The following is a 21,004-nucleotide window of genomic DNA, read 5'->3' as shown; positions in this document are numbered from 1 at the left end:
AGCTTGTCCTCGGCTTCGGGTGCTCCGGCCCGCCGGAAGGATTTTGCTCTCCCACTTTCCCCGTTGCCCGCCTTCGGCTAGGCGGGCCGCTCTTTTTTGACCAAAGGATTTTTTCATGCGTGCCGAAGGGCAGGCCCATATCGACCGGATCGAGGCAGCGCTGGCGCTGGTGCGCAAGTCGCTCGACTGGGAACGCGCGGTGCGCCGCCTCGACGAGCTCAATGCCCGGGTCGAGGACCCGACCCTGTGGGACGATCCCAAGCAGGCCGAGGAAGTCATGCGCGAGCGTCGCCGGCTCGAGAGCGCTATCGGAACGGTCAAGGAGATTTCCGCAGAAATGGCCGACGCGATCGAGTTCGTCGAATTGGGCGAGGCCGAGGGCGACGACGCGGTGGTCGCCGACGGCTTGGCCTCGCTCGCCGGCCTTGCGATCCGCGCCGATGCCGACAAGGTCCAGGCTTTGCTCGGCGGTGAAGTCGACGGCAACGACACGTACCTCGAAATCCACGCCGGCGCGGGGGGCACCGAGAGCCAGGACTGGGCCGAGATGCTGCTGCGGATGTATGCCCGCTGGGCCGAGCGCCGCGGCTTCAAGGTCGAGACGGTCGAATACCAGGCAGGCGAACAGGCCGGGATCAAGAGCGCCACGCTGCTGATCAAGGGTGAGAACGCCTACGGCTACGCGAAGACCGAGAGCGGGGTCCACCGGCTGGTGCGCATCAGTCCGTACGATTCGAGCGCTCGGCGCCACACCAGCTTCAGTTCGGTGTGGGTCTATCCCGTGATCGACGACGACATCGATATCGAGGTCAATCCGGCGGATCTCAGGATCGACACCTACCGCGCCAGCGGCGCGGGCGGGCAGCACATCAACACCACCGATTCGGCCGTGCGCATCACCCACATCCCGACCGGCATCGTCGTCGCCAGCCAGCACGACCGCAGCCAGCACAAGAACCGCGCCACGGCGATGAACATGCTCAAGGCGCGGCTCTACGAACGCGAGATGGCCGAGCGCGAGGCGGTGGCCGCGGGCGAGTATCAGGAAAAGACCGATATTGGCTGGGGCCACCAGATCCGCAGTTACGTCCTGCAACCCTACCAGATGGTCAAGGACCTCAGGACCGGTGTGACCTCGCCGACGCCCGACGACGTGCTCGATGGAAAGCTCGACGATTTCATCGCCGCCGCGTTGGCGCAGCGGGTGACCGGCGAGACGGTCGAAGTCGAGGACGTCGAGTAGTCCCCGTTCGCGCCCGGCTCAGGGTCGATCGCCGATCGCCGCAGTCCGCACGGGCGCGGCTGGCGGAGCGCGCGACGGCGCCGGAGATGTGTCACGCAAGCTTTGCCTTGGCGCACCGGGCTAGCTAAGGGGCGCGCTGATGTTTCGCCGCACTATCCTTTTCGGCCTTGCCGCTGCCTTTCTCGCGCTGCCAGCCTGCCAGCAGGCGGACGACACCACGCGCCCCCCGACGGCACGCGACTTCCCGCGGGCCTATCGCCCGGTTTCGGCCGTCAGCGGCAACGCCTTCTCGAACGAACAATCGCGCGACGACCGGCGCGAGGCGCAGACGGTGATGGACCTGGCCCAGATCCGCCGCGGCATGACCGTGGCCGATATCGGCGCAGGCGAGGGATACTATACGGTCCGCCTGGCCGAACGGGTCGGCAAGTCCGGGCGGGTCCTGGCCGAGGACATCGATGGCGATGCGCTGGCGCGGCTGGGCAACCGGGTCGAAGCCGAGCGGCTCGACAACGTTTCGATCAAACGGGGTACCGAAGACGACCCGCGACTGCCGCGGGGAAGCTTCGATCGCATTTTCATGGTACACATGTATCACGAGGTCAGCGAACCCTATGCGTTCCTGTGGCGGCTTCGCCCGGCACTTCGCGACGGGGGACAAGTGATCGTGGTCGACGTCGACCGGCCGACCGACCGCCACGGCATTCCGCCGAAGTTGCTCTTCTGCGAATTCGAGCGGGTGGGCTTCCGCCTCGCCGAATTTGTTCGTAAGCCGGAAATCGCGGGCTATTTCGCCCGGTTCGAAGCGGTCGGCGAAAGGCCCGATCCGCGAGATATCGAGCCCTGCAGTCAGCCCGGCGGCGCATCTGCCGACGGGATCGAGAGCTAGGGCGGAGACAAGGGACCACAATGGCATTCAAGGGTCTGCAACCGATCTCCTACGGCGGCCGCGAGGTCTGGCCGTTGATCGAGGGCGGGAAGGGCGTTTCGGCGACCAACCATATGAGCTCGGGCGCGTGGGCGGCCGCGGGCGGCATCGGCACCGTCAGCGCGGTCAACGCCGACAGCTACGATGCCGAGGGCAAGATCGTCCCGCAGGTTTACGACGCGCTGACCCGCAAGGAGCGGCACGAGCAACTCGTCCGCTACGCCATCGACGGCGCGACCGAACAGGTTCGCCGGGCCTACGAGGTCGCAAGCGGCAAGGGCGCGATCAACATCAACGTGCTGTGGGAAATGGGCGGCGCGCAGCAAGTCCTCGAAGGCGTTCTGGAAAAGACCCGGGGCCTCGTCACCGGCGTGACCTGCGGGGCAGGCATGCCCTACAAGCTGGCCGAGATCGCCGCGCGTTTCAACGTCAACTACCTGCCGATCATCAGCTCGGCCCGCGCTTTCCGCGCTTTGTGGAAGCGCAGCTATCACAAGGTCGCCGATCTGATGGCGGCGGTTGTCTACGAAGACCCTTGGCTGGCCGGCGGCCACAACGGCCTATCGAACGCCGAAGACCCCGAAAAGCCCGAGGATCCCTACCCGCGCGTCAAGGCCCTGCGCGAGACGATGCGCAGCGAAGGTATCCCGGAGAGCGTTCCGATCATCATGGCCGGCGGCGTGTGGTACCTGCGGGAATGGGACAACTGGATCGACAACCCCGAGCTCGGGCAAATCGCCTTCCAGTACGGTACGCGCCCGCTGCTGACCGAAGAAAGCCCGATCCCGGACGGCTGGAAGGAAGCGCTCCGCCACCTCGAGGAAGGCGACATCCTGCTGCACCGATTCAGCCCGACAGGGTTCTACAGCTCGGCGGTGCGCAACCCGTTCCTCCGCAACCTCGAGGCGCGCAGCCACCGGCAAATTCCTTATTCGAAGGTCGAGGCCGGAGTGCACACCGTGCAGCTCGACGTCGGGGTGAAGGGAAAGAACTTCTGGGTTGCGCCAACCGATCTGGCGCGGGCCCGCGCGTGGGTGGCCGAAGGCCATACCGAAGCGCTGAAAACGCCTGACGACACCGTCGTCTTCGTCAGCCCCGAGGAACGCGCGACGATCCGCGAGGACCAGGCGGCATGCATGGGCTGCCTCTCGCACTGCGGCTTCTCGTCGTGGAAGGATCACGACGACTACACCACCGGCCGCCTGGCCGATCCGCGCAGCTTCTGCATCCAGAAGACCCTGCAGGACATCGCCCATGGCGCTCCGGTCGAGGAAAATCTCATGTTCGCCGGACACTCGGCGTTCCGTTTCAAGCAGGACCCGTTCTATTCGAACAACTTCACCCCGACGGTGAAGCAACTGGTCGACCGCATCCTCACGGGGGACTGAGAAAACGGAGGCAGCGACTGGGGTCATGTGGCGGTTGATGATCTGTATATCGTCGCTGCTGGCGACCGCGCTCGCGGCTTCTGAACCTCCGACCATCGCCTCGGTCGATCCCGCGGTCGCTGCGCAGAGCATCCCGCTTGCCGTACATGTGGGGGGGCGCGTCGCGGTCGTTCCGCTACCGCCGCCCGCTCCCAGGGGCGCGCACGGCTATCGTCACCAATGGCCGGCGATTTATTGGGAGGGCGAATTCGTCGGGGATCAGCTGCTGCTCGGCTTCGACGACGACAAGAACGAATATCGACTTTCTGTGGATGGCGGCGTGCCCGTGGCCCTGCCGCAACCCGGCCGGACGATGCTGGAAATCACAGGGTTGGGACCGGGCAAGCACAGCGTGCGGCTCGACAAAGTCACGGAAAGCGCCACTCTGGTGAGGTCTTTTGACGGATTTTTCGTACCTCGGGGCGGAAAGGTGCTGCCTGCGCCGCCGCCGCGCGCCCGTCAGATCGAATTCATCGGCGATTCGGGCATGACAGGTTACGGCATTCGCTCCGCGACCCGCACGTGCAGCGCGGAAGAGGTCCGGCTGCGGACCGACAGCGGCGCGGCTTGGCCTGTGCTGGTCGCCCATGCGCTGGATGCCGATTATGAGGTCGATGCGATGTCCGGTCGGGGACTCGTGCGCAACTACGACGGGGTCGAACCGGAGCGGACGATGGCAGTGCTCTATGAGCGCACGCTGCCCGACGAAAAGTCGTTATGGCAAGACCCGGCGTGGCAGCCCCAAGTCGTGGTGGTGATGCTGTTCGCCGATTTCCTTATAGACCTGAAGCCGGGTGAGGCGTGGCCGGACCAAGCTGCGCTCGTCACTGCCTACACGGGCGCCTATCGGGAGCTGGTGGCATCGCTTCACGAGCGTGCGCCCGAAGCTGCCCTGGTCCTGCCTTGGATCGACTTCGACAAATATCCGGATGAGACCGCCCGGCTATTCAGTACCGACGTCAAAACAGCGATCCGCGATGCCGCAGCCGGCGCGGGCGTGCGGCGCGTCGACTTTCCCGTTTTGCCCGATTTTCCTGCCGAAAACAGTGCGTGCGATTATCACTGGAGCCACGCCGATCACCGTCAAATGGCTAACTGGATGACCGAATGGCTTCTAGCGCGACCCGAGCTTTGGCGCGGTCGTTGAACGACTACCGCCAGAGCTGCAGTTCGCGAATGTCCGCCGGCGCGTCCTCGTCGGTGTCCGGACGGGAGACCACGCGCTCGACCAGCTTCCATTTGCGCCTGACGCGCGAGCGTTGCCACAGATCGGTCACCCAGACCTCGCCCGACCAGTCACGTCGGCCGAACTTGGCCTCGATCGTCATCTGGCAGGCGAATACCGCCGTCGCGCCGTGGCGACGGACGTAGACCTCCCCGAGCCGATAGGATTCGCAGCGGAACCGGTCGACTGCGTCGAGCCAGCTCGGGCGGTCGAGGATCGCGGCCCGCTTGCCGCCGAGCAGGAAGATGAAATCGCGCGAGGCGAGCGCCTTCATCGCCTTGCGATCGCGCTGGATCCAGGCGCGCATCCACTGGTGCTCGAAGGTCTCGATACTGGCGGCAAAGCTGTCCATCACCGCAGCGGCCTAGCCGAACCGTGTGACGATTCAAGCCGGATGCGAAGCTATTCGGCATCCTCGTAGCGCCGCGAGTAGCTGCAGGCGCGGATGCGGCTGAAGCGGTCGTGCTCGTCGAGGTCGTAGATCGCGAAGGTCGTGACTTTGAGCACCTTGCCATGCGGCAGATCGATAACCGATTGGTCCTTGCCCGGTCTCGGCTTGAAAGTGGCATTGACCTCGGCGGCGATGAAGTCGGTGCCGGCGGCGAATTTGACGATATCGACCCGTTCCTCGACGGCCTGGTGAAAGGGAATATACAGGTCGAGGATCGCCTGCCGCCCGTGGAAGACGAGACCCGCTTGCGGGTTGAGGATGAACTCGACATCGTCGGCGTAGTACGAGCCGAGCCGCTCGTAATCGCGTCCGTTGAAAGCGGCGACGTAGTCTTCGTAGGCTGCCCGGTCCATCAATCGAACTCCCATGCCCGTTCGCCGTGGTTGGCCACGTCGAGCCCTTGCCGCTCGTCATCTTCGCTCACCCGCATCGGCAGGAACAGCGACGTGCCGAGCGCGATGAGCGCGGTGGCGACGGCCGAATATATTGCGACTGCGGCCACACCGATAATCTGGGCACCGAGCTGGCTGCCGCCGCTCATCCCTTCGGCATAGCCGGTGCCACCCACGGCCGGCGCGAGAAATACCGCCACCAGGATCGAACCGAGCATGCCGCCGACGCCGTGAACGGCAAAGACGTCGAGCGAATCGTCGATAAGAAGCTTCATCTTCACCAGCTGGATGGCGCCGTAACAGGTCAGGGCGGAAGCCGCGCCAAAGACGATTGCCGCGCCGGGAGAGATCATTCCGGCTGCGGGGGTCACGGCGGCCAGGCCGGCGATGGCACCGGTGGCGAAGCCCACGGTGGTGGGCTTGCCGAAGGTCAGGCGCTCGATCAGGATCCACACCAGCGCCGCCGTCGAGGCCGCGGCATGGGTGTTGATGATCGCGGCCGAAGCATCGTCGGTCGCGGCGAGCGCAGAGCCGCCGTTGAAGCCGAACCAGCCGATCCATAGCAGCATCGCACCGAGCATGGTCAGCCCCGGGGCGTGGGGCAGCAGCGCGCTGCCGGGGAAGCCCTTGCGCTTGCCGAGCAGCAACGCGACGACCAGCGCCGAAACGCCTGCGGTGGTGTGAACGACGATTCCGCCCGCGAAATCGAGGGTGCCGAGCTGCATCAGCCAGCCGCCACCCCAAACCCAGTGCGCTACAGGCGCGTAGACGACGAGGCTCCACAGCGCGCAGAAGGCGACGACCCAGCCGAATCGCGCGCGGTCGACCCAGGCGCCGACCATCAGCGCCGGCGTGATCAGCGCAAAGGTCATCTGGAACAGCATGAAGGTGCTTTCCGGCAGCGCCGTCCCTCCGCGCACATTGCCGAGGTTGTTGAGCATCCACTTGCTGCCCGCGCCAATCCAGCCGCCCGCCACGGGGCCGAACGCGATCGTGTAGCCGAGCACTATCCACAGCAGAGAGGACACCCCAGCCACGGCGGCGACTTGCAGCAGCACCGACAGGAAGTTCTTTGCACGGACCAAGCCGCCGTAGAACATCCCGAGACCGGGCAGCGCCATCAGCAGGACCAGCACAGATGAGACCAGCAGCCATGCCGTATCGCCGCTGTCGTTGAGTGCCATGGGGCCCCGCGCCGCAGCGGCAGCGGGAAGGCCGGCGAGCATCGCCGTGAGAGCCAACTTGCGAATCATCCGTCTCCCCCCGGTCCGCGCTGCCGCGAACGATCTCTCGTCAAAGCCGATAGGACATATTCGCAAGGCCGGGCAAGGGGCCGACGCAACGATATTGCGAGCACTTCAGGCGTCTTGCTGCGACTCCGGGCGCCTGTCTAGGTAGCCGGATGCGTTTGATTCTCCCGTTCGTGTTCCTCCTGGTCTTCGCGGTCCCGGCGGGCGCTCAGGACCGCGAAACGCCCTACTGGGCCTCGCTTCGAGCCGAGGTCGCGAATATGCGCGTCGGGCCGAGCGAGAACTTCCCCATCGACTGGGTCTACAAGCGCAAGGGCCTGCCGGTGAAGGTGGTGCGCGTGATGGAAGGTTGGCGCCTGGTCGTCGACCAGGACGGCGCACAGGGCTGGTTCTATGCCCCGTTGCTGAGCCCCGAGCGCGCCGCCGTGATCATCGGCAAAGGCCTCGCGGCGATCAGGGCTGCACCGGCGGCAGACGCTGCGCTGCGCTGGAAGGCCGAACCGGGCGTGGTCGGCAAGCTGGGCGATTGCCAGCAGGACTGGTGCGAATTCGATGCCGCCGGTCGCAAGGGCTGGGTCGCGGCCGAACGACTCTGGGGCGACGGCGAACCCTGAGGAGAGGGGAGGCCGCGCTTGGCTCCCTATTGCCTTGCCGCGGTCGGTCTGACGGTCAACACTTCGCCGCTGCCGGATGTCTCGGAAAAGGTTCCGTCGGCGCCGGCCGGCCCTTCGGTATAGCACTTGGCTGCCAGACCTTCGGTTGTAGGAGTATAGCAGGTCTTGCCGCCGCCGACCGTCCAAGTCCCCTCGGCCACCACATTTCCTTCGGCATCGGTGTCGGCGTAGGTCCCATCGCCGCGTAGCGTGGTCGTCGTGACGGCCCCATCGGGTGCAGTCACCTCGTAGACGCCGGGCGGCGAACCGTTGGCAGATCTCATGAGCGGCGCGATGGCGGCAGGGCTTTCGGTCGGCTCCGGCGCAGGTTGCGACCGGCTGCAGGCGGCAAGCGCCGCGAGCCCCGCCAGTACGATCGATCGGTTCATGGTTGTGCGCCCCCTAAACAAAGGCCAGCGCCCCATACAGCATAGGCCCGCAAACCGAGAGGTATCTAGCCGGTCGTGGCGGGTGTCTCCGCCGGACGCACGACGCCGACAGTGCCGTCGTCCGCGGTGACCTTCATGCTTCCGTCCGGCTGGACCGGGCCGTCGGTAAAGCAGCGATGACCTTCGACTCCTTCGGTGACGAAGCAGGTCTTGCCGTCCTGCATGAAGATCGTGCCGCCGGCGGCCGAGCCGTCGGCGTTGACCCGCGACCAGGTCATTCCGGGATGGACCGTCAGATGGTCGACGGTGCCGTCGGAACGGGTAACCTCGTAGTCTCCGGGAGCGACAGCCTCGAAACCGGCCTTGCTCGGATCGACAACGCTGTCGCCTTCGAGGGGCGCGGTGGACGCCGTGCTGGCGTCCGCCGCCGGGGCGGCGTCGTCATCGGCCTGGTTGCAGGCGGCGAGCGCGAGCGGCGCGATGAGCAGGATGGCTTTCTTCATGGCAAGTTCTCCCAGTGCGGGCCGCTCGGGCGGTCCGGTTTTCGTTACAGCAAGAACGCCACGCGCGGTATCCAGTTCCGCTCAGCACATTTCCACGGCCACTGCGGTGCCTTCGCCGCCGCCGATGCACAGCGAAGCGATGCCGCGCTTCTTGCCCTGCTTTTGGAGCGCGTTGAGAAGGGTGACGATGATGCGCGTGCCGCTCGCCCCGATCGGGTGGCCGAGCGCGGTGCCGCCGCCGTTGACGTTGATCTTGTCGTGCGGGATGCCGATGTCGTGCATGGCGAACATCGTCACGCACGCGAAGGCTTCGTTCACTTCCCACAGCTCGACGTCCTCGACGCTCCAGTCGAGTTGCTTGAGGAGCTTCTGGATCGCGCCGACCGGGGCGGTGGTGAAGGCCGCGGGTTCCTGGGCGTGGGCGCTCATGCCCACGATTTTCGCAACCGGGGTCAGGCCCTTGTCCTTAGCCACGCTCTCGCGGCTTATGACCAGGGCCGCGGCACCGTCGGAGATCGAGCTCGACGTCGCCGCTGTAATCGTGCCATCCTTGGCGAACGCGGGCTTCAGCATCGGGATCTTCTCCGGGCGGCCCTTGTGGGGCTGTTCGTCCTTGTCGACGACGACCTCGCCCTTGCGGGTGGACATCGTCACCGGAACCACCTCGCCGTCGAACTTGCCCTCGTCGATCGCGGCGACCGCGCGGCGCAGCGATTCGATCGAATAGGCGTCCATGTCCTCGCGGGTAAGCTGGTATTCGTTGGCGGTTTCCTGCGCGAACGTGCCCATGGCCCGGCCGTTTTCGTAGGCGTCTTCGAGCCCGTCGAGGAACATGTGGTCATAAGCCGTGTCATGGCCGAGGCGCGCGCCGACGCGGTGCTTCTTGAGCAAATAGGGGGCGTTGGTCATGCTCTCCATACCGCCGGCGACGACTACGTCGACCGTGCCGGAGGCGAGCGCTTCGCTGCCCATGATGACGGTCTGCATGCCGCTGCCGCAGACCTTGTTGACGGTGGTCGCCTGGACCGACTTGGGCAGCCCGGCCTTGATCCCGGCCTGGCGCGCCGGAGCCTGGCCGAGACCGGCCGGCAGCACGCAGCCCATGTAGATGCGGTCGATGTCCTCGCCGGCGACGCCGGCGCGCTCGACCGCGGCCTTGACCGCGGTCGCGCCCAGATCGGTCGCCGAGGCATCGGACAGGACGCCCATCATGCCTCCCATCGGGGTGCGCGCGTAGCTGAGGATGACGATCGGGTCGGACTGCGAAAACTGGGCCATGGAGAGTGGAACCTCGTGCGGGGAAGTGATGGGCGTGGGGCTACCTAATGTTGCAGTGCAGTAAATGCAATTGCGGGCCTGGGGGCGGGGGACCCTCTGAGGTGAGGGCGACCCCAAAAACCATGCCTCGCGCCCTTGCGCCGGGACCGGCCACGGACTAGGGCGCGCAGCGAACTGCTAGCAATCGAGTCAGGCGCTTGGTCGACCTTTCACAATACCTGCCGATCCTGATTTTCCTCGGCATCGCCGCGGCGCTCTCCGCGTTGTTTGTCTTCCTGCCGATGGGCGTTTCGCGCCTGACCGGCTCGTATCAGCCGAACGCCGAGAAGCTGAGCGAGTACGAATGCGGCTTTCCCGCCTTCGAGGATCCGCGCAGCCAGTTCGACGTGCGTTTCTATCTTATTGCCATCCTGTTCATCGTCTTCGATCTGGAAGCGGCGTTCCTGTTCCCGTGGGCGGTGAGCCTCGATGTGACCGGCTGGCCCGGCTGGATCACGATGATGGTGTTCCTGTTCGAGCTGGCGGTCGGTCTTGCCTACGCCTGGAAGAAGGGAGCGCTGGAATGGGAGTAAGGGATACGGGTCCGCTCGACCACGCGCTCGCCAATCCCGCCGCGAGCACAGTGATCGGGCCAGAGAACAACCAGGTCCTGCATCCGGACATCCGCATGCCCGGTGCGGATTATTACAACGCCCTCCAGACCGAGGTGAACGACAAGGGTTTCCTCGTCACCAGCACCGAGGAGCTGTTCCAGTGGGCTCGCACGGGTTCGCTGTGGTGGATGACCTTCGGCCTCGCCTGCTGCGCGGTCGAGATGATTCACGTCAACATGCCGCGTTACGACATGGAGCGCTTCGGCGTCGCCCCGCGCGCCAGCCCGCGCCAGTCTGACGTGATGATCGTGGCCGGCACGCTGTGCAACAAGATGGCCCCGGCGCTGCGTAAGGTCTACGACCAGATGTCGGACCCCAAGTACGTCATCAGCATGGGCAGCTGCGCCAACGGCGGCGGCTATTACCATTACAGCTACAGCGTCGTGCGCGGGTGCGACCGGATCGTCCCGGTCGACATCTACGTCCCCGGCTGCCCGCCGACCGCCGAGGCGCTTCTCTACGGCGTGATGCAGCTCCAGCGGAAGATCCGCCGCGAAGGGACGATCGAACGGTGAGGGGTTCGCACTAAGATGGCCGCCGTCCTGCATCCCGCCCCGAAGATTTCTTCGAACGAAGGCGTGCGCGATGCGCTGGTGAAGGCGCTCGGCAAGAACGTGCTCGCCAGTAAGGAAGAGCACGGCGAGATCGTAATCGGCGTAAGCCGCGAGGGCATCGAGGATGCCCTGCGTACGCTGCGCGACGAGCACGCCTACCAGCAGCTAATGGATATTGCCGGGGTCGACTACCCGGAGCGGGAAGAGCGCTTCGAGGTCGTCTACATCCTGCTCAGCCTAACCAAGAACCATCGCATCATGGTCAAGGTCCGCGCCGCCGAGGATACCCCGGTGCCAACCGTCACGAGGCTGTGGCCCAACGCCGGCTGGCTCGAGCGCGAGGTGTTCGACATGTACGGGGTGCTGTTCGACGGCAACACCGACCTGCGCCGCATCCTCACCGACTACGGCTTCGAAGGTCACCCGCAGCGCAAGGACTTCCCGCTGACCGGATACCAGGAGCTGCGCTACTCCGAGGAGGAGCGCAGGGTGGTCTATGAGCCTGTCGAACTGGCGCAGGATTTCCGCAGCTTCGATTTCATGAGCCCGTGGGAGGGCGCCGACTACGTGCTTCCCGGCGACGAGAAAGCGGCCGAACCCGTGCCTTCGCCCAACCCGCAGAAAGTCGAGGAACCGAGCGGCAAGGTCGACACCAAGGCCCCGGAAACGCGCGGGGGACCTGGAACGAGCGTTCCGAAGACGACCGAGAGCCCCGCGCAGACCGGCGCCGGCGCCAAGACCGACAAGAAGGCCGCGAAGCGGCGTGCTCCGGCGAAGAAGAGCTCCGGCTCTCCGGCGGGGCAGGGCGATGCGGATCCCGCCCCGATCAATACCGGCGTCGACGCCCCCGACGCCCCGGACCCGACCGAAGATCGCCCCGCGCGCAAGCCGCGCAAGGCCAGCGGCCGGGACACCAAGCCGTCCACCGAAACGAAGAAGGGCAAGTCGTGATGGCGCGCAGCCTGATTCTCCTCGCCGCGCTGCCGCTTGCGCTGGCGGCTTGCTCGTCGCAGGATGACGGTGAGACGGCCGACGATTTCGCTGCTCGCGTCGGCGGCGCACAATCGGGCGCGGCCGGAACCGATGCCAGCCTGCCGGCGGAGACCGCTGCGGCCGATGCTGCGCCTCCCGCCGGCGTCGATGTGACCAAGCTGGAGAAGCTTGGCGATATTTCGGCTACCGACCTCGGCCCGCGCGACGGCGGTTGCACCTTCCAGGCCGGCGGCAACGAGATGTTGCTCGCCGGCGCTCCGGCCGATCCCTCGGCTCCGGGCAAGGCGGTCGTTCGGTTGGGAGGCAAGCTCTACCTTCTCACGCTAGGCAGCGGCGGTCTTCCCGCAGTGCAAGGCGGAGCGACCTATGTCGGTGACGGCGTCATGGTAACGGTGGCGCCCAAGGCGGGCAGATCGTTTCGCGATGCCGTGCTGACTGCGCAGGGTGCAGATGGAGTTTCAAAGGCCGTGAACGGCCAGTGGGTGTGCAGCTGATGGGCGGACTGACGATCGAACAATCGCCGACGACCGGCGACGAGGTGATCACCAACTACACGATCAACTTCGGGCCGCAGCATCCGGCGGCGCACGGCGTGCTCCGCATGGTCATGGAGCTCGACGGCGAGATCATCGAGCGGATCGATCCGCATATCGGCCTGCTCCACCGCGGCACCGAGAAGCTGATCGAGTACAAGACGTACCTCCAGGCGCTGCCTTACTTCGACCGGCTCGATTACTGCAGCCCGCTGTGCATGGAGCACAGCTACGTCCTCGCCATCGAGAAGTTGCTCAACCTAGAGGTTCCGCTGCGGGCGCAGTACTTGCGCGTGCTGTTCGCCGAGCTGACCCGCATCTGCAACCACATGCTCAATCTCGGCAGCCATGTGATGGACGTCGGCGCGATGACGCCCAACCTGTGGCTGTTCGAAATTCGCGAGGATTGCCTCAACTTCTTCGAACGCGCTTCGGGCGCGCGCATGCACATGGCCTGGTTCCGCCCGGGCGGGGTGCACGAGGACGTGCCGCTCAAGCTGCTGACCGATATCGCCGACTGGATCGACAACCGGCTGTTCCAGCTGTTCGAGGACGCCATCAGCCTGGTCGCCGACAACCGCATCTTCAAGCAGCGCAACGTCGATATTGCCGTGGTGAGCAAGGACGACGCAGTCGCCTGGGGCTTTTCAGGCCCGATGATCCGCGCCGCGGGCCTGCCATGGGACCTGCGCAAGAGCCAGCCCTACGACGTCTACGACCGGATGGACTTCGACGTGCCCGTCGGCACCAACTCGGATTGCTACGATCGTTTCATGGTCCGCGTCGAGGAAGTGCGCCAGTCCGCGCGCATCATGAAGCAGTGTCTCGCCGAAATGCCCGAAGGCCCGATCGCCAGCGACGACCGCAAGGTTGTCCCGCCCAAGCGCGGCGAAATGAAGCAGTCGATGGAAGCGCTGATCCACCACTTCAAACTCTATACAGAGGGCTTCCACGTCCCCGCGGGCGAGGTCTACGTCGCCACCGAAAGTCCCAAGGGCGAATTCGGCGTCTACCTGGTCAGCGACGGCAGCAACAAACCCTACCGCTGCAAGATCCGCCCGACCGCCTTCAGCCACCTGCAGGCGATGGACTTTATGTCCAAGGGCCACATGCTGCCCGACGCAACCGCCATCCTCGGCGCGATCGACGTGGTGTTCGGGGAGTGCGACCGGTGAGGGACGATCTCGAGCAGTTGCGCATCTGCGCGATGCTGACCGGACTTGCGGTGGTGGCGCTGGCCTTCGCTCAGATCGTCCTTGGATGGTCCGGCTCGGACTATCTGCCAATGGTGGCCGCGGCGGTAGCCGGCTTCGAACTGGCGCTTTTCGCGGGCGACCAGATCAGGAAGCGCCGGCATGGCTGAACGAGCACCCCACCCCGACACGTCCGAGCTGCGCGAGCGCTGGGGCAACTTCGCCTGGACCGAAGAGAACGCGTCGAAGGCGAGCGAGATCGTCAAGCGCTATCCCGAAGGACGGCAGCGCTCTGCGGTCATGCCGTTTCTCGACCTCGCCCAGCGTCAGGTCGGGGCGGAAACGAACACGCAGGGCTGGCTGCCGATCCCGGTGATCGAATTCGTCGCGCGCGAGCTCGACATGCCGGTGATCCGCGTGCTCGAGGTCGCGACGTTCTATACCATGTACAACCTGGCGCCGGTCGGGCGCTTCCACGTGCAGGTCTGCGGCACCACGCCGTGCATGCTGCGCGGTTCGGACGAGATCATCGCCACCTGCTTCAAGCGCGGGATGAAGCCGGGTCACACGACCGAGGATGGACTGTGGACCTTCACCGAGGTCGAATGCATGGGCAACTGCGCAACCGCGCCGATGGTGCAGATCAACGATGCCAATTACGAGGACCTGACGCCCGAGCGGATGGACGCGATCCTCGACGCGCTCGCTCGTGGCGAGACGCCGAAGGAAGGCACGCAGGAACCCGGCCGCCACACCAGCGAACCGCTCGGCGGACCGACCACGCTCAAGGACATGGTCACCGAAAACCACGATTACCGGGATGAGTGGGCATGAACGGCCCGATCCTTATCGCGCTCGGCCTGCTGCTGATCGGCTGGGGCCTCTATTCGGCGGCCGAGCATCAGTTCGTGCTTACTGCCGTACTGGCGGCATTCGGCGGCGCCGCAGTCGTTTGGGGCGCGAAGATGCGCAAGGACACGAAACGATGAGCATCGCCACCATCGTCATCGCGCTGGTCCTGGTCTTCATCGCCTGGAAGGTGCTGACCGGCCTGCTCAAGATCGGCGCCATCCTCGCCGTCGTCGTCATCGCCGCCTACCTACTATCGCAGGGAGCTCTGGCATGAGCCTCGCCGACAAGGACCGCATCTTTACCAACCTCTACGGCTTCCAGGACTGGGGCTTGAAGGCGGCCGAACATCGCGGCGACTGGGACGACACCAAGACGCTGATGGCCGTCGGGCAGGACGCGATCATCGACGAGATCAAGGCCAGCGGCCTGCGCGGGCGCGGCGGGGCGGGCTTCCCGACCGGCATGAAGTGGTCTTTCATGCCCAAGGAGAGCAAGGACGGCCGGCCGAGCTTCCTGGTCATCAACGCCGACGAATCCGAACCCGGTTCCTGCAAGGACCGCGAGATCCTGCGCCACGATCCGCACAAGCTGATCGAAGGCGCGCTGGTCGCCGGCTATGCGATGCGCGCGCGCGCCGCATACATCTACGTGCGCGGCGAATACATTCGCGAGACCGAGACCCTGCGCAAGGCCGTGGCCGAGGCTTACGACGCGGGACTGCTGGGCAAGAACGCGGCCGGCTCGGGTTACGACTTCGACGTCTTCGTCCACCGCGGGGCGGGCGCATACATCTGCGGTGAGGAAACCGCGATGATCGAAAGTCTCGAAGGCAAGAAGGGCCAGCCGCGCCTCAAGCCGCCGTTTCCGGCCGGCGCCGGCCTCTATGGTTGCCCGACCACGGTCAACAACGTCGAATCGATCGCCGTCGTCCCGACCATCCTGCGCCGCGGCGCCAGCTGGTTCGCCAGCTTCGGGCGCGAGGGCAACAAGGGCACCAAGCTGTTCCAGATCTCCGGCCATGTCGACAAGCCGTGCGTTGTCGAAGAGGCGATGAGCATCCCGTTCCGCGAGCTGATCGAGAAGCATTGCGGCGGCATCACCGGAGGGTGGGACAACCTGCTGGCGGTGATCCCAGGCGGCTCCTCGGTCCCGCTGGTCCCGGCGGAGCAGATCATGGACTGCCCGATGGACTTCGACGGGCTGAAGGAAGTCGGCTCGGGCCTCGGCACCGCGGCGGTCATCGTCATGGACAAGTCGACCGACATCGTCCGCGCGATCAGCCGCATCAGCGCCTTCTACAAGCACGAATCCTGCGGCCAGTGCACCCCGTGCCGCGAAGGCACCGGGTGGATGTGGCGCGTGATGGAGCGCCTACGCGTCGGCGACAGCTCGCTCGAAGAGATCGACATGCTCTATCAGGTGACCAAGCAGGTCGAGGGCCACACCATCTGCGCCCTCGGCGATGCCGCGGCCTGGCCGATCCAGGGACTGCTCAAGCACTTCCGGCCGGAGCTCGAACGGCGCATTTCCGAACGGCAAGGCGAGTTCGCGCAAGCGGCGGAGTAGTCGCTCTGCGATATGCGAGGTCACGCCCAGCGCCGACGAGGAAAGTGACGTGGTTGCTCGTGCTTTGTCCAAGCACACCCAGTGCGAAGTTCTGCTGGCTCCTGGGCTCGCGCGAAAGGTTGTCGACGCGGCACCTGATTCGGCCGACGAAGAGAAGTTGCGCGAGCAGCTTGCCAAGGAAACAGAGGCTTGCGGCGAGATCGAGGTCGACAGCAAGCTGGCCGGCCTTATCCACCGCAGCTATCTGGCAGAGACGCTCTATCACTGGACCCGCAGCAACGGCGATTCGGACAAGTCCTGAGCCTCGCGGCGCTCAATTGCGGAAATTTTGCTGAAATACGCGCCTTGCGGGCATGGACGCGTAGGCCGCAGCGTTCTAAGGGCACCCCGCAGCCCCGCGGAATCAATCGGATCGAGCATGCCCAAAGTCACGGTCGACGGCCAGGAAATCGAGGTACCAAACGGCGCCACGGTGCTTCAGGCCTGCGAGCTTGCCGGCAAGGAAATCCCGCGGTTCTGTTACCACGAACGCCTGAGCATCGCCGGCAATTGCCGGATGTGCCTCGTCGAGGTGAAGCCGGGACCGCCCAAGCCGCAGGCGAGTTGCGCGCTGCCCGCCGCCGAGGGGCAGGAAATCCGCACCGACAGCGAAATGGTCAAGACCGCACGCGAGGGGGTGATGGAGTTCCTGCTCATCAACCATCCGCTCGATTGCCCGATCTGCGACCAGGGCGGGGAGTGCGACCTGCAAGACCAGAGCCTGATGTATGGCCGCGGCGCCTCGCGCTATCACGAGAACAAGCGCGCGGTGACCGAGAAGTACATGGGCCCGCTGATCAAGACGATCATGACGCGCTGCATTCACTGCACCCGTTGCGTGCGGTTCTCGGAAGAAATCGCCGGCGTGGACGAGATCGGCGCGCTCTATCGCGGCGAGAACATGCAGATCACCACTTACCTCGAGCATGCCGCCGAACATGAGCTCTCGGCCAACGTGATCGATCTGTGTCCGGTGGGCGCGCTGACGAGCCGTCCCTATGCTTACGAAGCGCGGCCGTGGGAGCTCAAAAAGACCTGGGGCATAGACGTATCCGACGCGATGGGCTCGAACATCCGCATCGACAGCCGTGGGCGCGAGGTTATGCGGGTGCTGCCGCGGATCAACGACGACGTGAACGAGGAATGGATCAGCGACAAGGCGCGCTATCAGGTCGACGGTCTCACCCGTCGCCGACTCGACAAGGTCTGGGTTCGGGGCAAGACTGGCAAGCTCGAACAGGCGAGCTGGAGCGAGGCTTTCGGCCGAATCGCTGCGGCCAGGCCCGGCAAGGACATCGCCGCGATCGCCGGCGACCTGCTCGATTGCGAGACCATGTTCGCCGCCAAGGCGCTGCTCAAGGCCTGCGGCTCGTCGCTGATCGAAAGCCGTCAGACCGGGATGGACTATCCGACCGACAACCTCGCGGCGATGAACTTCAATTCGACCTTCGCCGGCATCGAGGAAGCCGATGCCGTCCTGATCGTCGGCAGCCACGTCCGCTGGGAAGCGCCGCTCGTGAACGTGCGGCTGCGCAAGGCGGTCAAACGCGGGGCCAAGGTTTTCATCGTCGGCCCGCACTGGGAGACGACATTCCCGGCCGAGTTCCTTGGAGACGACGTCTCGGTGCTCGGCGACCTGCCGGACCACGTGGCCGAGGCGATGAGCAAGGCCGAAAAGCCGGCGATCATCCTCGGCGGGGGCGGCATCGTTGCCGGCGCGCTCGATCCGGCGCTGGCGCTGGCAGCCGAGTGGAACCTGGTGCGTGAGGGCTGGAACGGCTTCAATGTCATGCACTTCTCCGCCGCCCGCATGGGTGCGCTGATGCTCGGTTTCGCGCAGAAGGCCGGGATCAAGGACCTCGTGGCGGCCAAGCCCAAGGTCGTGCTCGCGCTCGGCGCGGACGAGGCGGATTACAGCCAGTTCGAGGGCGCGGTGAAGGTCTATATCGGCCACCACGGCGATAAGGGCGCCCACGTCGCCGACGTCATCCTCCCGGCCTCGGCCTATACGGAAAAGGCCGGGACGTACGTTTCGACCGAGGGCAGGGTGCAGTTCGCGGACAAGGCCGTCTTCGCGCCCGGCGATGCGCGGGAGGACTGGACGATTCTGCGCGCGCTGGCCGATGCGCTGGGCGTTTCGGTCGGCTTCGACAGCTTCGACGAACTGCGCGCAGCGATGATCGCCGAGGTGCCGGCGCTCGGCGTCGAGGGTCTTGCCGACTACGGCACCGAGCTGCCGAAAGGCAAGAACGGCGGTTCGGGCAAGATCGGTTATCCGATCAAGGACTTCTACCTGACCAACCCGATCGCCCGCGCGAGCACGACGATGCAGCGCTGTTCGGCCGAGCTGCTCCACGGCGAGACGTTCGCGGAGGCGGCGGAATGACCGCTTTCTTCAACCAGTGGCTGCCCTACGACTGGGCGTGGTTCGTCGCCACGATTGCCGGCATTCTGCTGATCGCGTTGCCCCTGATGCTGGCGGTGGCGATGATCATCTACGTCGACCGCAAGGTCTGGGCGGCGATGGCGCTGCGGCGCGGTCCGAACGTGGTCGGTCCTTTCGGACTGCTGCAGAGCTTTGCCGACGGTCTCAAGGTGTTCCTGCAGGAAACCATCGTTCCGAGCGCGGCGAACAAGGGATTGTTCCTGCTTGCGCCCATCATCACCTTTACCGTAGCCCTGATGGCCTGGGCGGTTATTCCGTTCAATTCCGGCGCCGTGCTGGCCGACATCAACGTCGGCTTGCTCTACGTGCTCGCGATCAGCTCGCTGGGTGTCTACGGCGTGGTGGTTTCGGGCTGGGCGTCGAACTCCAAATATCCGTTTTTCAGTTCCATGCGCGCGGCTGCCCAGATGATTTCCTATGAAGTCTCGATCGGCTTCATCCTCATCTGCGTGGTGCTGTGGGCCGGCAGCTTCAACCTCAATGCCATCGTCGAGGCGCAACGCGGACACGGGCTCGGCATCGTCAACGCCTTCGCTTTCAACCTGCTGCTTTTCCCGATGTGGGTCATGTTCCTGATCTCGTCGCTTGCGGAAACGCAGCGCGCTCCGTTCGACCTGACCGAGGCGGAGAGCGAACTGGTCGCAGGCTACCAGACCGAATATTCGAGCATGAGCTTCGCGCTCTTCTGGCTCGGGGAGTACGCCAACGTCCTGTTGATGTGCGCGCTCAACGCGATCCTTTTCTTCGGCGGCTGGCTGCCTCCGCTCGACTGGGCGCCGCTCTACTGGCTTCCGGGCTGGATCTGGCTCTTCATCAAGATTTTCGCGTTCTTCTTCATCTTCTCGTGGGTCAAGGCGACCGTGCCGCGCTACCGCTACGACCAGCTGATGCGGCTCGGCTGGAAGGTCTTCCTGCCGGTCAGCCTGCTCTTCGTGGTGCTCGTATCGGGCTGGCTCATGGCCACAGGACATTTCGGATGAGCATCGGCCAAACCATCAAGGCGTTCACGCTGTGGGAGTTCGTGAAGGCGCATGCCCTCACGCTCAAGTACTTCTTCAAGCCCAAAGCGACGATCAATTACCCGTTCGAGAAGAACCCGCTCAGCCCGCGCTTTCGCGGGGAGCATGCGCTGCGCCGCTATCCCAACGGCGAGGAGCGTTGCATCGCCTGCAAGCTGTGCGAGGCGGTGTGCCCGGCGCAGGCGATCACTATCGAGAGCGAACCGCGCGTAGACGGCAGCCGCCGCACGACGCGCTACGACATCGACATGACCAAGTGCATCTATTGCGGCTTCTGCCAGGAGGCTTGCCCGGTCGATGCCATCGTCGAGGGGCCGAACCTGGAATATTCGACGGAGACGCGCGAGGAACTGCTCTACGACAAGGCGAAACTGCTGGCCAACGGGGACAAGTGGGAGCGGGCCATCGCCGCGAACCTTGAAGCCGATGCGCCCTATCGCTAGGCGGCGCGCGACCCGATGATCCACGCCATCGCCTTCTACCTTTTCGCCTTCATGGTCGTCGCCAGCGCGGTGCTGGTGATCACTTCGCGCAACCCGGTGCATTCGGTGCTTTGGCTGATCCTGGCGTTCTTCAACGCGGCCGGCCTGATGGTGCTGGTCGGCGCCGAGTTCATCGCCATGCTGCTGGTCATCGTCTACGTCGGCGCGGTCGCGGTGCTGTTCCTGTTCGTGGTGATGATGCTCGACATCGACTTCGCCGAACTGCGCTCCGGCTTCGTCAAGAACTTCCCGCTCGGCATCCTCGTTGCGCTTGTGCTGCTGGCCGAACTGGTGCTCGGGGCAGGTGCCTACCGCGTCGGCGCGCTCAACCTCGGTACACCTGACGGGACTTCGGCTCCGCTCCCCGGCGCAAGCAACATCGAAAGCATCGGAGCCCTGCTCTACGGCAAGTACCTGTTCCTGTTCGAAACGGCGGGCGTGATCCTGCTGGTGGCGATGGTCGGGGCGATCGCGCTCACCTATCGCGGACGCAAGATGCAGCGGCCGCAGGACATTTCGGCCCAGGTCCGCCGCCGCCCCGAAGAGGCTGTGGTCAACACCAATCCCGAAGTAGGACGGGGGATCGAATTGTGATCGGCATCGAACACTACGTCGTCGTCAGCTCGATCCTGTTCGTGCTCGGCGTCCTCGGCATCTTCATCAACCGCAAGAACATCATCGTCGTCCTGATGGCGATCGAGCTGATCCTGCTGGCGGTGAACCTCAACCTCGTCGCCTTCAGCGCCTTCCTGCAGGACCTTACCGGGCAGATCTTCGCGATGTTCGTGCTGACCGTGGCGGCCGGAGAGGCGGCCATAGGGCTGGCGATTCTCGTCATCTACTTCCGCGACCGCGGCACGATCGCCGTCGACGACGTCAACCGGATGAAGGGATGAGCACCTTGGTCATCCCAACACCCGCTCGTGCTGAGCTTG

Annotated in this window: 27 protein-coding genes; 21 read left to right on the top strand and 6 right to left on the bottom strand. The window is 65.2% G+C overall.

Annotated elements, in window-relative coordinates:
* Positions 1–115 precede the first annotated feature (115 nt).
* The 4 genes from prfB (at position 116) to Q7I88_RS12135 (ending at position 4,745) form a co-directional block, all read left to right on the top strand.
* Positions 116–1,243 carry a peptide chain release factor 2 gene (gene prfB, locus Q7I88_RS12150; protein ID WP_305096181.1) on the top strand — a complete coding sequence of 376 codons (1,128 nt, stop codon included), beginning with the start codon at positions 116–118 and terminating at the stop codon, positions 1,241–1,243.
* 139 nt (positions 1,244–1,382) lie between these two features.
* Entirely contained in the window at positions 1,383–2,132 is a 750-nt protein-coding gene (locus tag Q7I88_RS12145) for a class I SAM-dependent methyltransferase (RefSeq protein WP_305096180.1), read from the top strand.
* A 20-nt stretch (positions 2,133–2,152) separates the two neighbouring features.
* Positions 2,153–3,559, top strand: a complete 1,407-nt coding sequence (locus tag Q7I88_RS12140; RefSeq protein ID WP_305096179.1) for an NAD(P)H-dependent flavin oxidoreductase — start codon at positions 2,153–2,155, stop codon at positions 3,557–3,559.
* A 25-nt stretch (positions 3,560–3,584) separates the two neighbouring features.
* Positions 3,585–4,745 carry a GDSL-type esterase/lipase family protein gene (locus Q7I88_RS12135; protein WP_305096178.1) on the top strand — a complete coding sequence of 387 codons (1,161 nt, stop codon included), beginning with the start codon at positions 3,585–3,587 and terminating at the stop codon, positions 4,743–4,745.
* Positions 4,746–4,749: 4 nt separating this feature from the next.
* On the opposite strand, the gene Q7I88_RS12130 is transcribed toward Q7I88_RS12135, so the two are convergent.
* The 3 genes from Q7I88_RS12130 to Q7I88_RS12120 are packed head-to-tail and all read right to left on the bottom strand — an operon-like array spanning position 4,750 to position 6,919.
* A complete protein-coding gene (locus Q7I88_RS12130; RefSeq protein ID WP_305096177.1) occupies positions 4,750–5,175 on the bottom strand; it encodes a nuclear transport factor 2 family protein in 426 nt (141 codons plus the stop codon).
* Positions 5,176–5,225: 50 nt separating this feature from the next.
* A complete protein-coding gene (locus tag Q7I88_RS12125) occupies positions 5,226–5,627 on the bottom strand; it encodes a nuclear transport factor 2 family protein (protein ID WP_305096176.1) in 402 nt (133 codons plus the stop codon).
* Positions 5,627–6,919, bottom strand: coding sequence for an ammonium transporter (locus Q7I88_RS12120; protein ID WP_305096175.1), 1,293 nt, complete (start codon positions 6,917–6,919; stop codon positions 5,627–5,629). The genes Q7I88_RS12125 and Q7I88_RS12120 overlap by 1 nt, the downstream gene beginning before the upstream one ends.
* Positions 6,920–7,068: 149 nt before the next feature.
* On the opposite strand from Q7I88_RS12120, the gene Q7I88_RS12115 reads away from it, so the two are divergent.
* Positions 7,069–7,530 carry an SH3 domain-containing protein gene (locus tag Q7I88_RS12115; RefSeq protein ID WP_305096174.1) on the top strand — a complete coding sequence of 154 codons (462 nt, stop codon included), beginning with the start codon at positions 7,069–7,071 and terminating at the stop codon, positions 7,528–7,530.
* Positions 7,531–7,556: 26 nt separating this feature from the next.
* On the opposite strand, the gene Q7I88_RS12110 is transcribed toward Q7I88_RS12115, so the two are convergent.
* From Q7I88_RS12110 to Q7I88_RS12100, 3 genes are all read right to left on the bottom strand, one after another.
* On the bottom strand, positions 7,557–7,958 hold the full coding sequence (locus Q7I88_RS12110; protein ID WP_305096173.1) for a hypothetical protein: 402 nt from the start codon (positions 7,956–7,958) through the stop codon (positions 7,557–7,559).
* A 65-nt stretch (positions 7,959–8,023) separates the two neighbouring features.
* The gene (locus Q7I88_RS12105; protein WP_305096172.1) at positions 8,024–8,461 is read right to left on the bottom strand and encodes a hypothetical protein; all 438 of its coding nucleotides are present in this window, start codon (positions 8,459–8,461) and stop codon (positions 8,024–8,026) included.
* Between the two features lie 81 nt (positions 8,462–8,542).
* Entirely contained in the window at positions 8,543–9,739 is a 1,197-nt protein-coding gene (locus tag Q7I88_RS12100; protein WP_305096171.1) for an acetyl-CoA C-acyltransferase, read from the bottom strand.
* A gap of 197 nt (positions 9,740–9,936) precedes the next feature.
* Between Q7I88_RS12100 and ndhC the strand changes: the two genes are divergently transcribed.
* From ndhC to nuoK, 16 genes are all read left to right on the top strand, one after another.
* Positions 9,937–10,311, top strand: coding sequence for an NADH-quinone oxidoreductase subunit A (gene ndhC, locus Q7I88_RS12095; RefSeq protein ID WP_305096170.1), 375 nt, complete (start codon positions 9,937–9,939; stop codon positions 10,309–10,311).
* Positions 10,312–10,406: 95 nt separating this feature from the next.
* A complete protein-coding gene (locus tag Q7I88_RS12090) occupies positions 10,407–10,907 on the top strand; it encodes a NuoB/complex I 20 kDa subunit family protein (RefSeq protein ID WP_305098604.1) in 501 nt (166 codons plus the stop codon).
* A gap of 15 nt (positions 10,908–10,922) precedes the next feature.
* On the top strand, positions 10,923–11,897 hold the full coding sequence (locus tag Q7I88_RS12085) for an NADH-quinone oxidoreductase subunit C (protein ID WP_305096169.1): 975 nt from the start codon (positions 10,923–10,925) through the stop codon (positions 11,895–11,897).
* Positions 11,897–12,433: a hypothetical protein gene (locus Q7I88_RS12080; RefSeq protein ID WP_305096168.1), complete on the top strand. Its 537-nt coding sequence runs from the start codon at positions 11,897–11,899 to the stop codon at positions 12,431–12,433. Before Q7I88_RS12085 ends, Q7I88_RS12080 begins: the two co-directional genes overlap by 1 nt.
* A complete protein-coding gene (locus Q7I88_RS12075) occupies positions 12,433–13,647 on the top strand; it encodes an NADH-quinone oxidoreductase subunit D (RefSeq protein ID WP_305096167.1) in 1,215 nt (404 codons plus the stop codon). Before Q7I88_RS12080 ends, Q7I88_RS12075 begins: the two co-directional genes overlap by 1 nt.
* A complete protein-coding gene (locus tag Q7I88_RS12070; RefSeq protein ID WP_305096166.1) occupies positions 13,644–13,835 on the top strand; it encodes a hypothetical protein in 192 nt (63 codons plus the stop codon). The genes Q7I88_RS12075 and Q7I88_RS12070 overlap by 4 nt, the downstream gene beginning before the upstream one ends.
* Complete coding sequence (locus Q7I88_RS12065; protein WP_305096165.1) at positions 13,828–14,499, top strand: complex I 24 kDa subunit family protein; 672 nt, start codon at positions 13,828–13,830, stop codon at positions 14,497–14,499. The genes Q7I88_RS12070 and Q7I88_RS12065 overlap by 8 nt, the downstream gene beginning before the upstream one ends.
* Positions 14,496–14,654 (top strand): hypothetical protein, encoded by a 159-nt coding sequence (locus Q7I88_RS12060; RefSeq protein ID WP_305096164.1) that lies wholly within the window; start codon positions 14,496–14,498, stop codon positions 14,652–14,654. Before Q7I88_RS12065 ends, Q7I88_RS12060 begins: the two co-directional genes overlap by 4 nt.
* Complete coding sequence (locus Q7I88_RS12055; RefSeq protein WP_305096163.1) at positions 14,651–14,791, top strand: hypothetical protein; 141 nt, start codon at positions 14,651–14,653, stop codon at positions 14,789–14,791. Before Q7I88_RS12060 ends, Q7I88_RS12055 begins: the two co-directional genes overlap by 4 nt.
* Positions 14,788–16,083: an NADH-quinone oxidoreductase subunit NuoF gene (nuoF, locus tag Q7I88_RS12050; protein WP_305096162.1), complete on the top strand. Its 1,296-nt coding sequence runs from the start codon at positions 14,788–14,790 to the stop codon at positions 16,081–16,083. Before Q7I88_RS12055 ends, nuoF begins: the two co-directional genes overlap by 4 nt.
* Positions 16,084–16,132: 49 nt before the next feature.
* Positions 16,133–16,384 (top strand): hypothetical protein, encoded by a 252-nt coding sequence (locus tag Q7I88_RS12045; protein WP_305096161.1) that lies wholly within the window; start codon positions 16,133–16,135, stop codon positions 16,382–16,384.
* 117 nt (positions 16,385–16,501) lie between these two features.
* Positions 16,502–18,508 carry an NADH-quinone oxidoreductase subunit NuoG gene (gene nuoG, locus Q7I88_RS12040; protein WP_305096160.1) on the top strand — a complete coding sequence of 669 codons (2,007 nt, stop codon included), beginning with the start codon at positions 16,502–16,504 and terminating at the stop codon, positions 18,506–18,508.
* Positions 18,505–19,548 (top strand): NADH-quinone oxidoreductase subunit NuoH, encoded by a 1,044-nt coding sequence (gene nuoH, locus Q7I88_RS12035; RefSeq protein WP_305096159.1) that lies wholly within the window; start codon positions 18,505–18,507, stop codon positions 19,546–19,548. Before nuoG ends, nuoH begins: the two co-directional genes overlap by 4 nt.
* On the top strand, positions 19,545–20,030 hold the full coding sequence (gene nuoI, locus Q7I88_RS12030) for an NADH-quinone oxidoreductase subunit NuoI (protein WP_305096158.1): 486 nt from the start codon (positions 19,545–19,547) through the stop codon (positions 20,028–20,030). Before nuoH ends, nuoI begins: the two co-directional genes overlap by 4 nt.
* 15 nt (positions 20,031–20,045) lie before the next feature.
* Positions 20,046–20,663 carry an NADH-quinone oxidoreductase subunit J gene (locus Q7I88_RS12025; protein WP_305096157.1) on the top strand — a complete coding sequence of 206 codons (618 nt, stop codon included), beginning with the start codon at positions 20,046–20,048 and terminating at the stop codon, positions 20,661–20,663.
* Positions 20,660–20,965, top strand: a complete 306-nt coding sequence (gene nuoK / locus Q7I88_RS12020) for an NADH-quinone oxidoreductase subunit NuoK (RefSeq protein ID WP_305096156.1) — start codon at positions 20,660–20,662, stop codon at positions 20,963–20,965. The genes Q7I88_RS12025 and nuoK overlap by 4 nt, the downstream gene beginning before the upstream one ends.
* Positions 20,966–21,004 lie beyond the last annotated feature (39 nt).

It is taken from the genome of Croceibacterium aestuarii (genome assembly GCF_030657335.1).
GTDB classification, from domain to species: Bacteria; Pseudomonadota; Alphaproteobacteria; order Sphingomonadales; family Sphingomonadaceae; genus Croceibacterium_B; species Croceibacterium_B aestuarii.
Note: the sequence above shows the minus strand (reverse complement) of the source record. Positions and strands in the feature narration are given on the sequence as shown.

Excerpts from the sequence above, each read along its gene's own strand:
- prfB (WP_305096181.1), top strand. The coding sequence starts at position 116 with ATGCGTGCCGAAGGGCAGGCCCATATCGACCGGATCGAGGCAGCGCTG.
- Q7I88_RS12145 (WP_305096180.1), top strand. The coding sequence starts at position 1,383 with ATGTTTCGCCGCACTATCCTTTTCGGCCTTGCCGCTGCCTTTCTCGCG.
- Q7I88_RS12140 (WP_305096179.1), top strand. The coding sequence starts at position 2,153 with ATGGCATTCAAGGGTCTGCAACCGATCTCCTACGGCGGCCGCGAGGTC.
- Q7I88_RS12135 (WP_305096178.1), top strand. The coding sequence starts at position 3,585 with ATGTGGCGGTTGATGATCTGTATATCGTCGCTGCTGGCGACCGCGCTC.
- Q7I88_RS12130 (WP_305096177.1), bottom strand. The coding sequence starts at position 5,175 with ATGGACAGCTTTGCCGCCAGTATCGAGACCTTCGAGCACCAGTGGATG.
- Q7I88_RS12125 (WP_305096176.1), bottom strand. The coding sequence starts at position 5,627 with ATGGACCGGGCAGCCTACGAAGACTACGTCGCCGCTTTCAACGGACGC.
- Q7I88_RS12120 (WP_305096175.1), bottom strand. The coding sequence starts at position 6,919 with ATGATTCGCAAGTTGGCTCTCACGGCGATGCTCGCCGGCCTTCCCGCT.
- Q7I88_RS12115 (WP_305096174.1), top strand. The coding sequence starts at position 7,069 with ATGCGTTTGATTCTCCCGTTCGTGTTCCTCCTGGTCTTCGCGGTCCCG.
- Q7I88_RS12110 (WP_305096173.1), bottom strand. The coding sequence starts at position 7,958 with ATGAACCGATCGATCGTACTGGCGGGGCTCGCGGCGCTTGCCGCCTGC.
- Q7I88_RS12105 (WP_305096172.1), bottom strand. The coding sequence starts at position 8,461 with ATGAAGAAAGCCATCCTGCTCATCGCGCCGCTCGCGCTCGCCGCCTGC.
- Q7I88_RS12100 (WP_305096171.1), bottom strand. The coding sequence starts at position 9,739 with ATGGCCCAGTTTTCGCAGTCCGACCCGATCGTCATCCTCAGCTACGCG.
- Q7I88_RS12090 (WP_305098604.1), top strand. The coding sequence starts at position 10,407 with ATGCCCGGTGCGGATTATTACAACGCCCTCCAGACCGAGGTGAACGAC.
- Q7I88_RS12085 (WP_305096169.1), top strand. The coding sequence starts at position 10,923 with ATGGCCGCCGTCCTGCATCCCGCCCCGAAGATTTCTTCGAACGAAGGC.
- Q7I88_RS12080 (WP_305096168.1), top strand. The coding sequence starts at position 11,897 with ATGGCGCGCAGCCTGATTCTCCTCGCCGCGCTGCCGCTTGCGCTGGCG.
- Q7I88_RS12075 (WP_305096167.1), top strand. The coding sequence starts at position 12,433 with ATGGGCGGACTGACGATCGAACAATCGCCGACGACCGGCGACGAGGTG.
- Q7I88_RS12065 (WP_305096165.1), top strand. The coding sequence starts at position 13,828 with ATGGCTGAACGAGCACCCCACCCCGACACGTCCGAGCTGCGCGAGCGC.
- Q7I88_RS12060 (WP_305096164.1), top strand. The coding sequence starts at position 14,496 with ATGAACGGCCCGATCCTTATCGCGCTCGGCCTGCTGCTGATCGGCTGG.
- Q7I88_RS12055 (WP_305096163.1), top strand. The coding sequence starts at position 14,651 with ATGAGCATCGCCACCATCGTCATCGCGCTGGTCCTGGTCTTCATCGCC.
- nuoF (WP_305096162.1), top strand. The coding sequence starts at position 14,788 with ATGAGCCTCGCCGACAAGGACCGCATCTTTACCAACCTCTACGGCTTC.
- nuoG (WP_305096160.1), top strand. The coding sequence starts at position 16,502 with ATGCCCAAAGTCACGGTCGACGGCCAGGAAATCGAGGTACCAAACGGC.
- nuoH (WP_305096159.1), top strand. The coding sequence starts at position 18,505 with ATGACCGCTTTCTTCAACCAGTGGCTGCCCTACGACTGGGCGTGGTTC.
- nuoI (WP_305096158.1), top strand. The coding sequence starts at position 19,545 with ATGAGCATCGGCCAAACCATCAAGGCGTTCACGCTGTGGGAGTTCGTG.
- Q7I88_RS12025 (WP_305096157.1), top strand. The coding sequence starts at position 20,046 with ATGATCCACGCCATCGCCTTCTACCTTTTCGCCTTCATGGTCGTCGCC.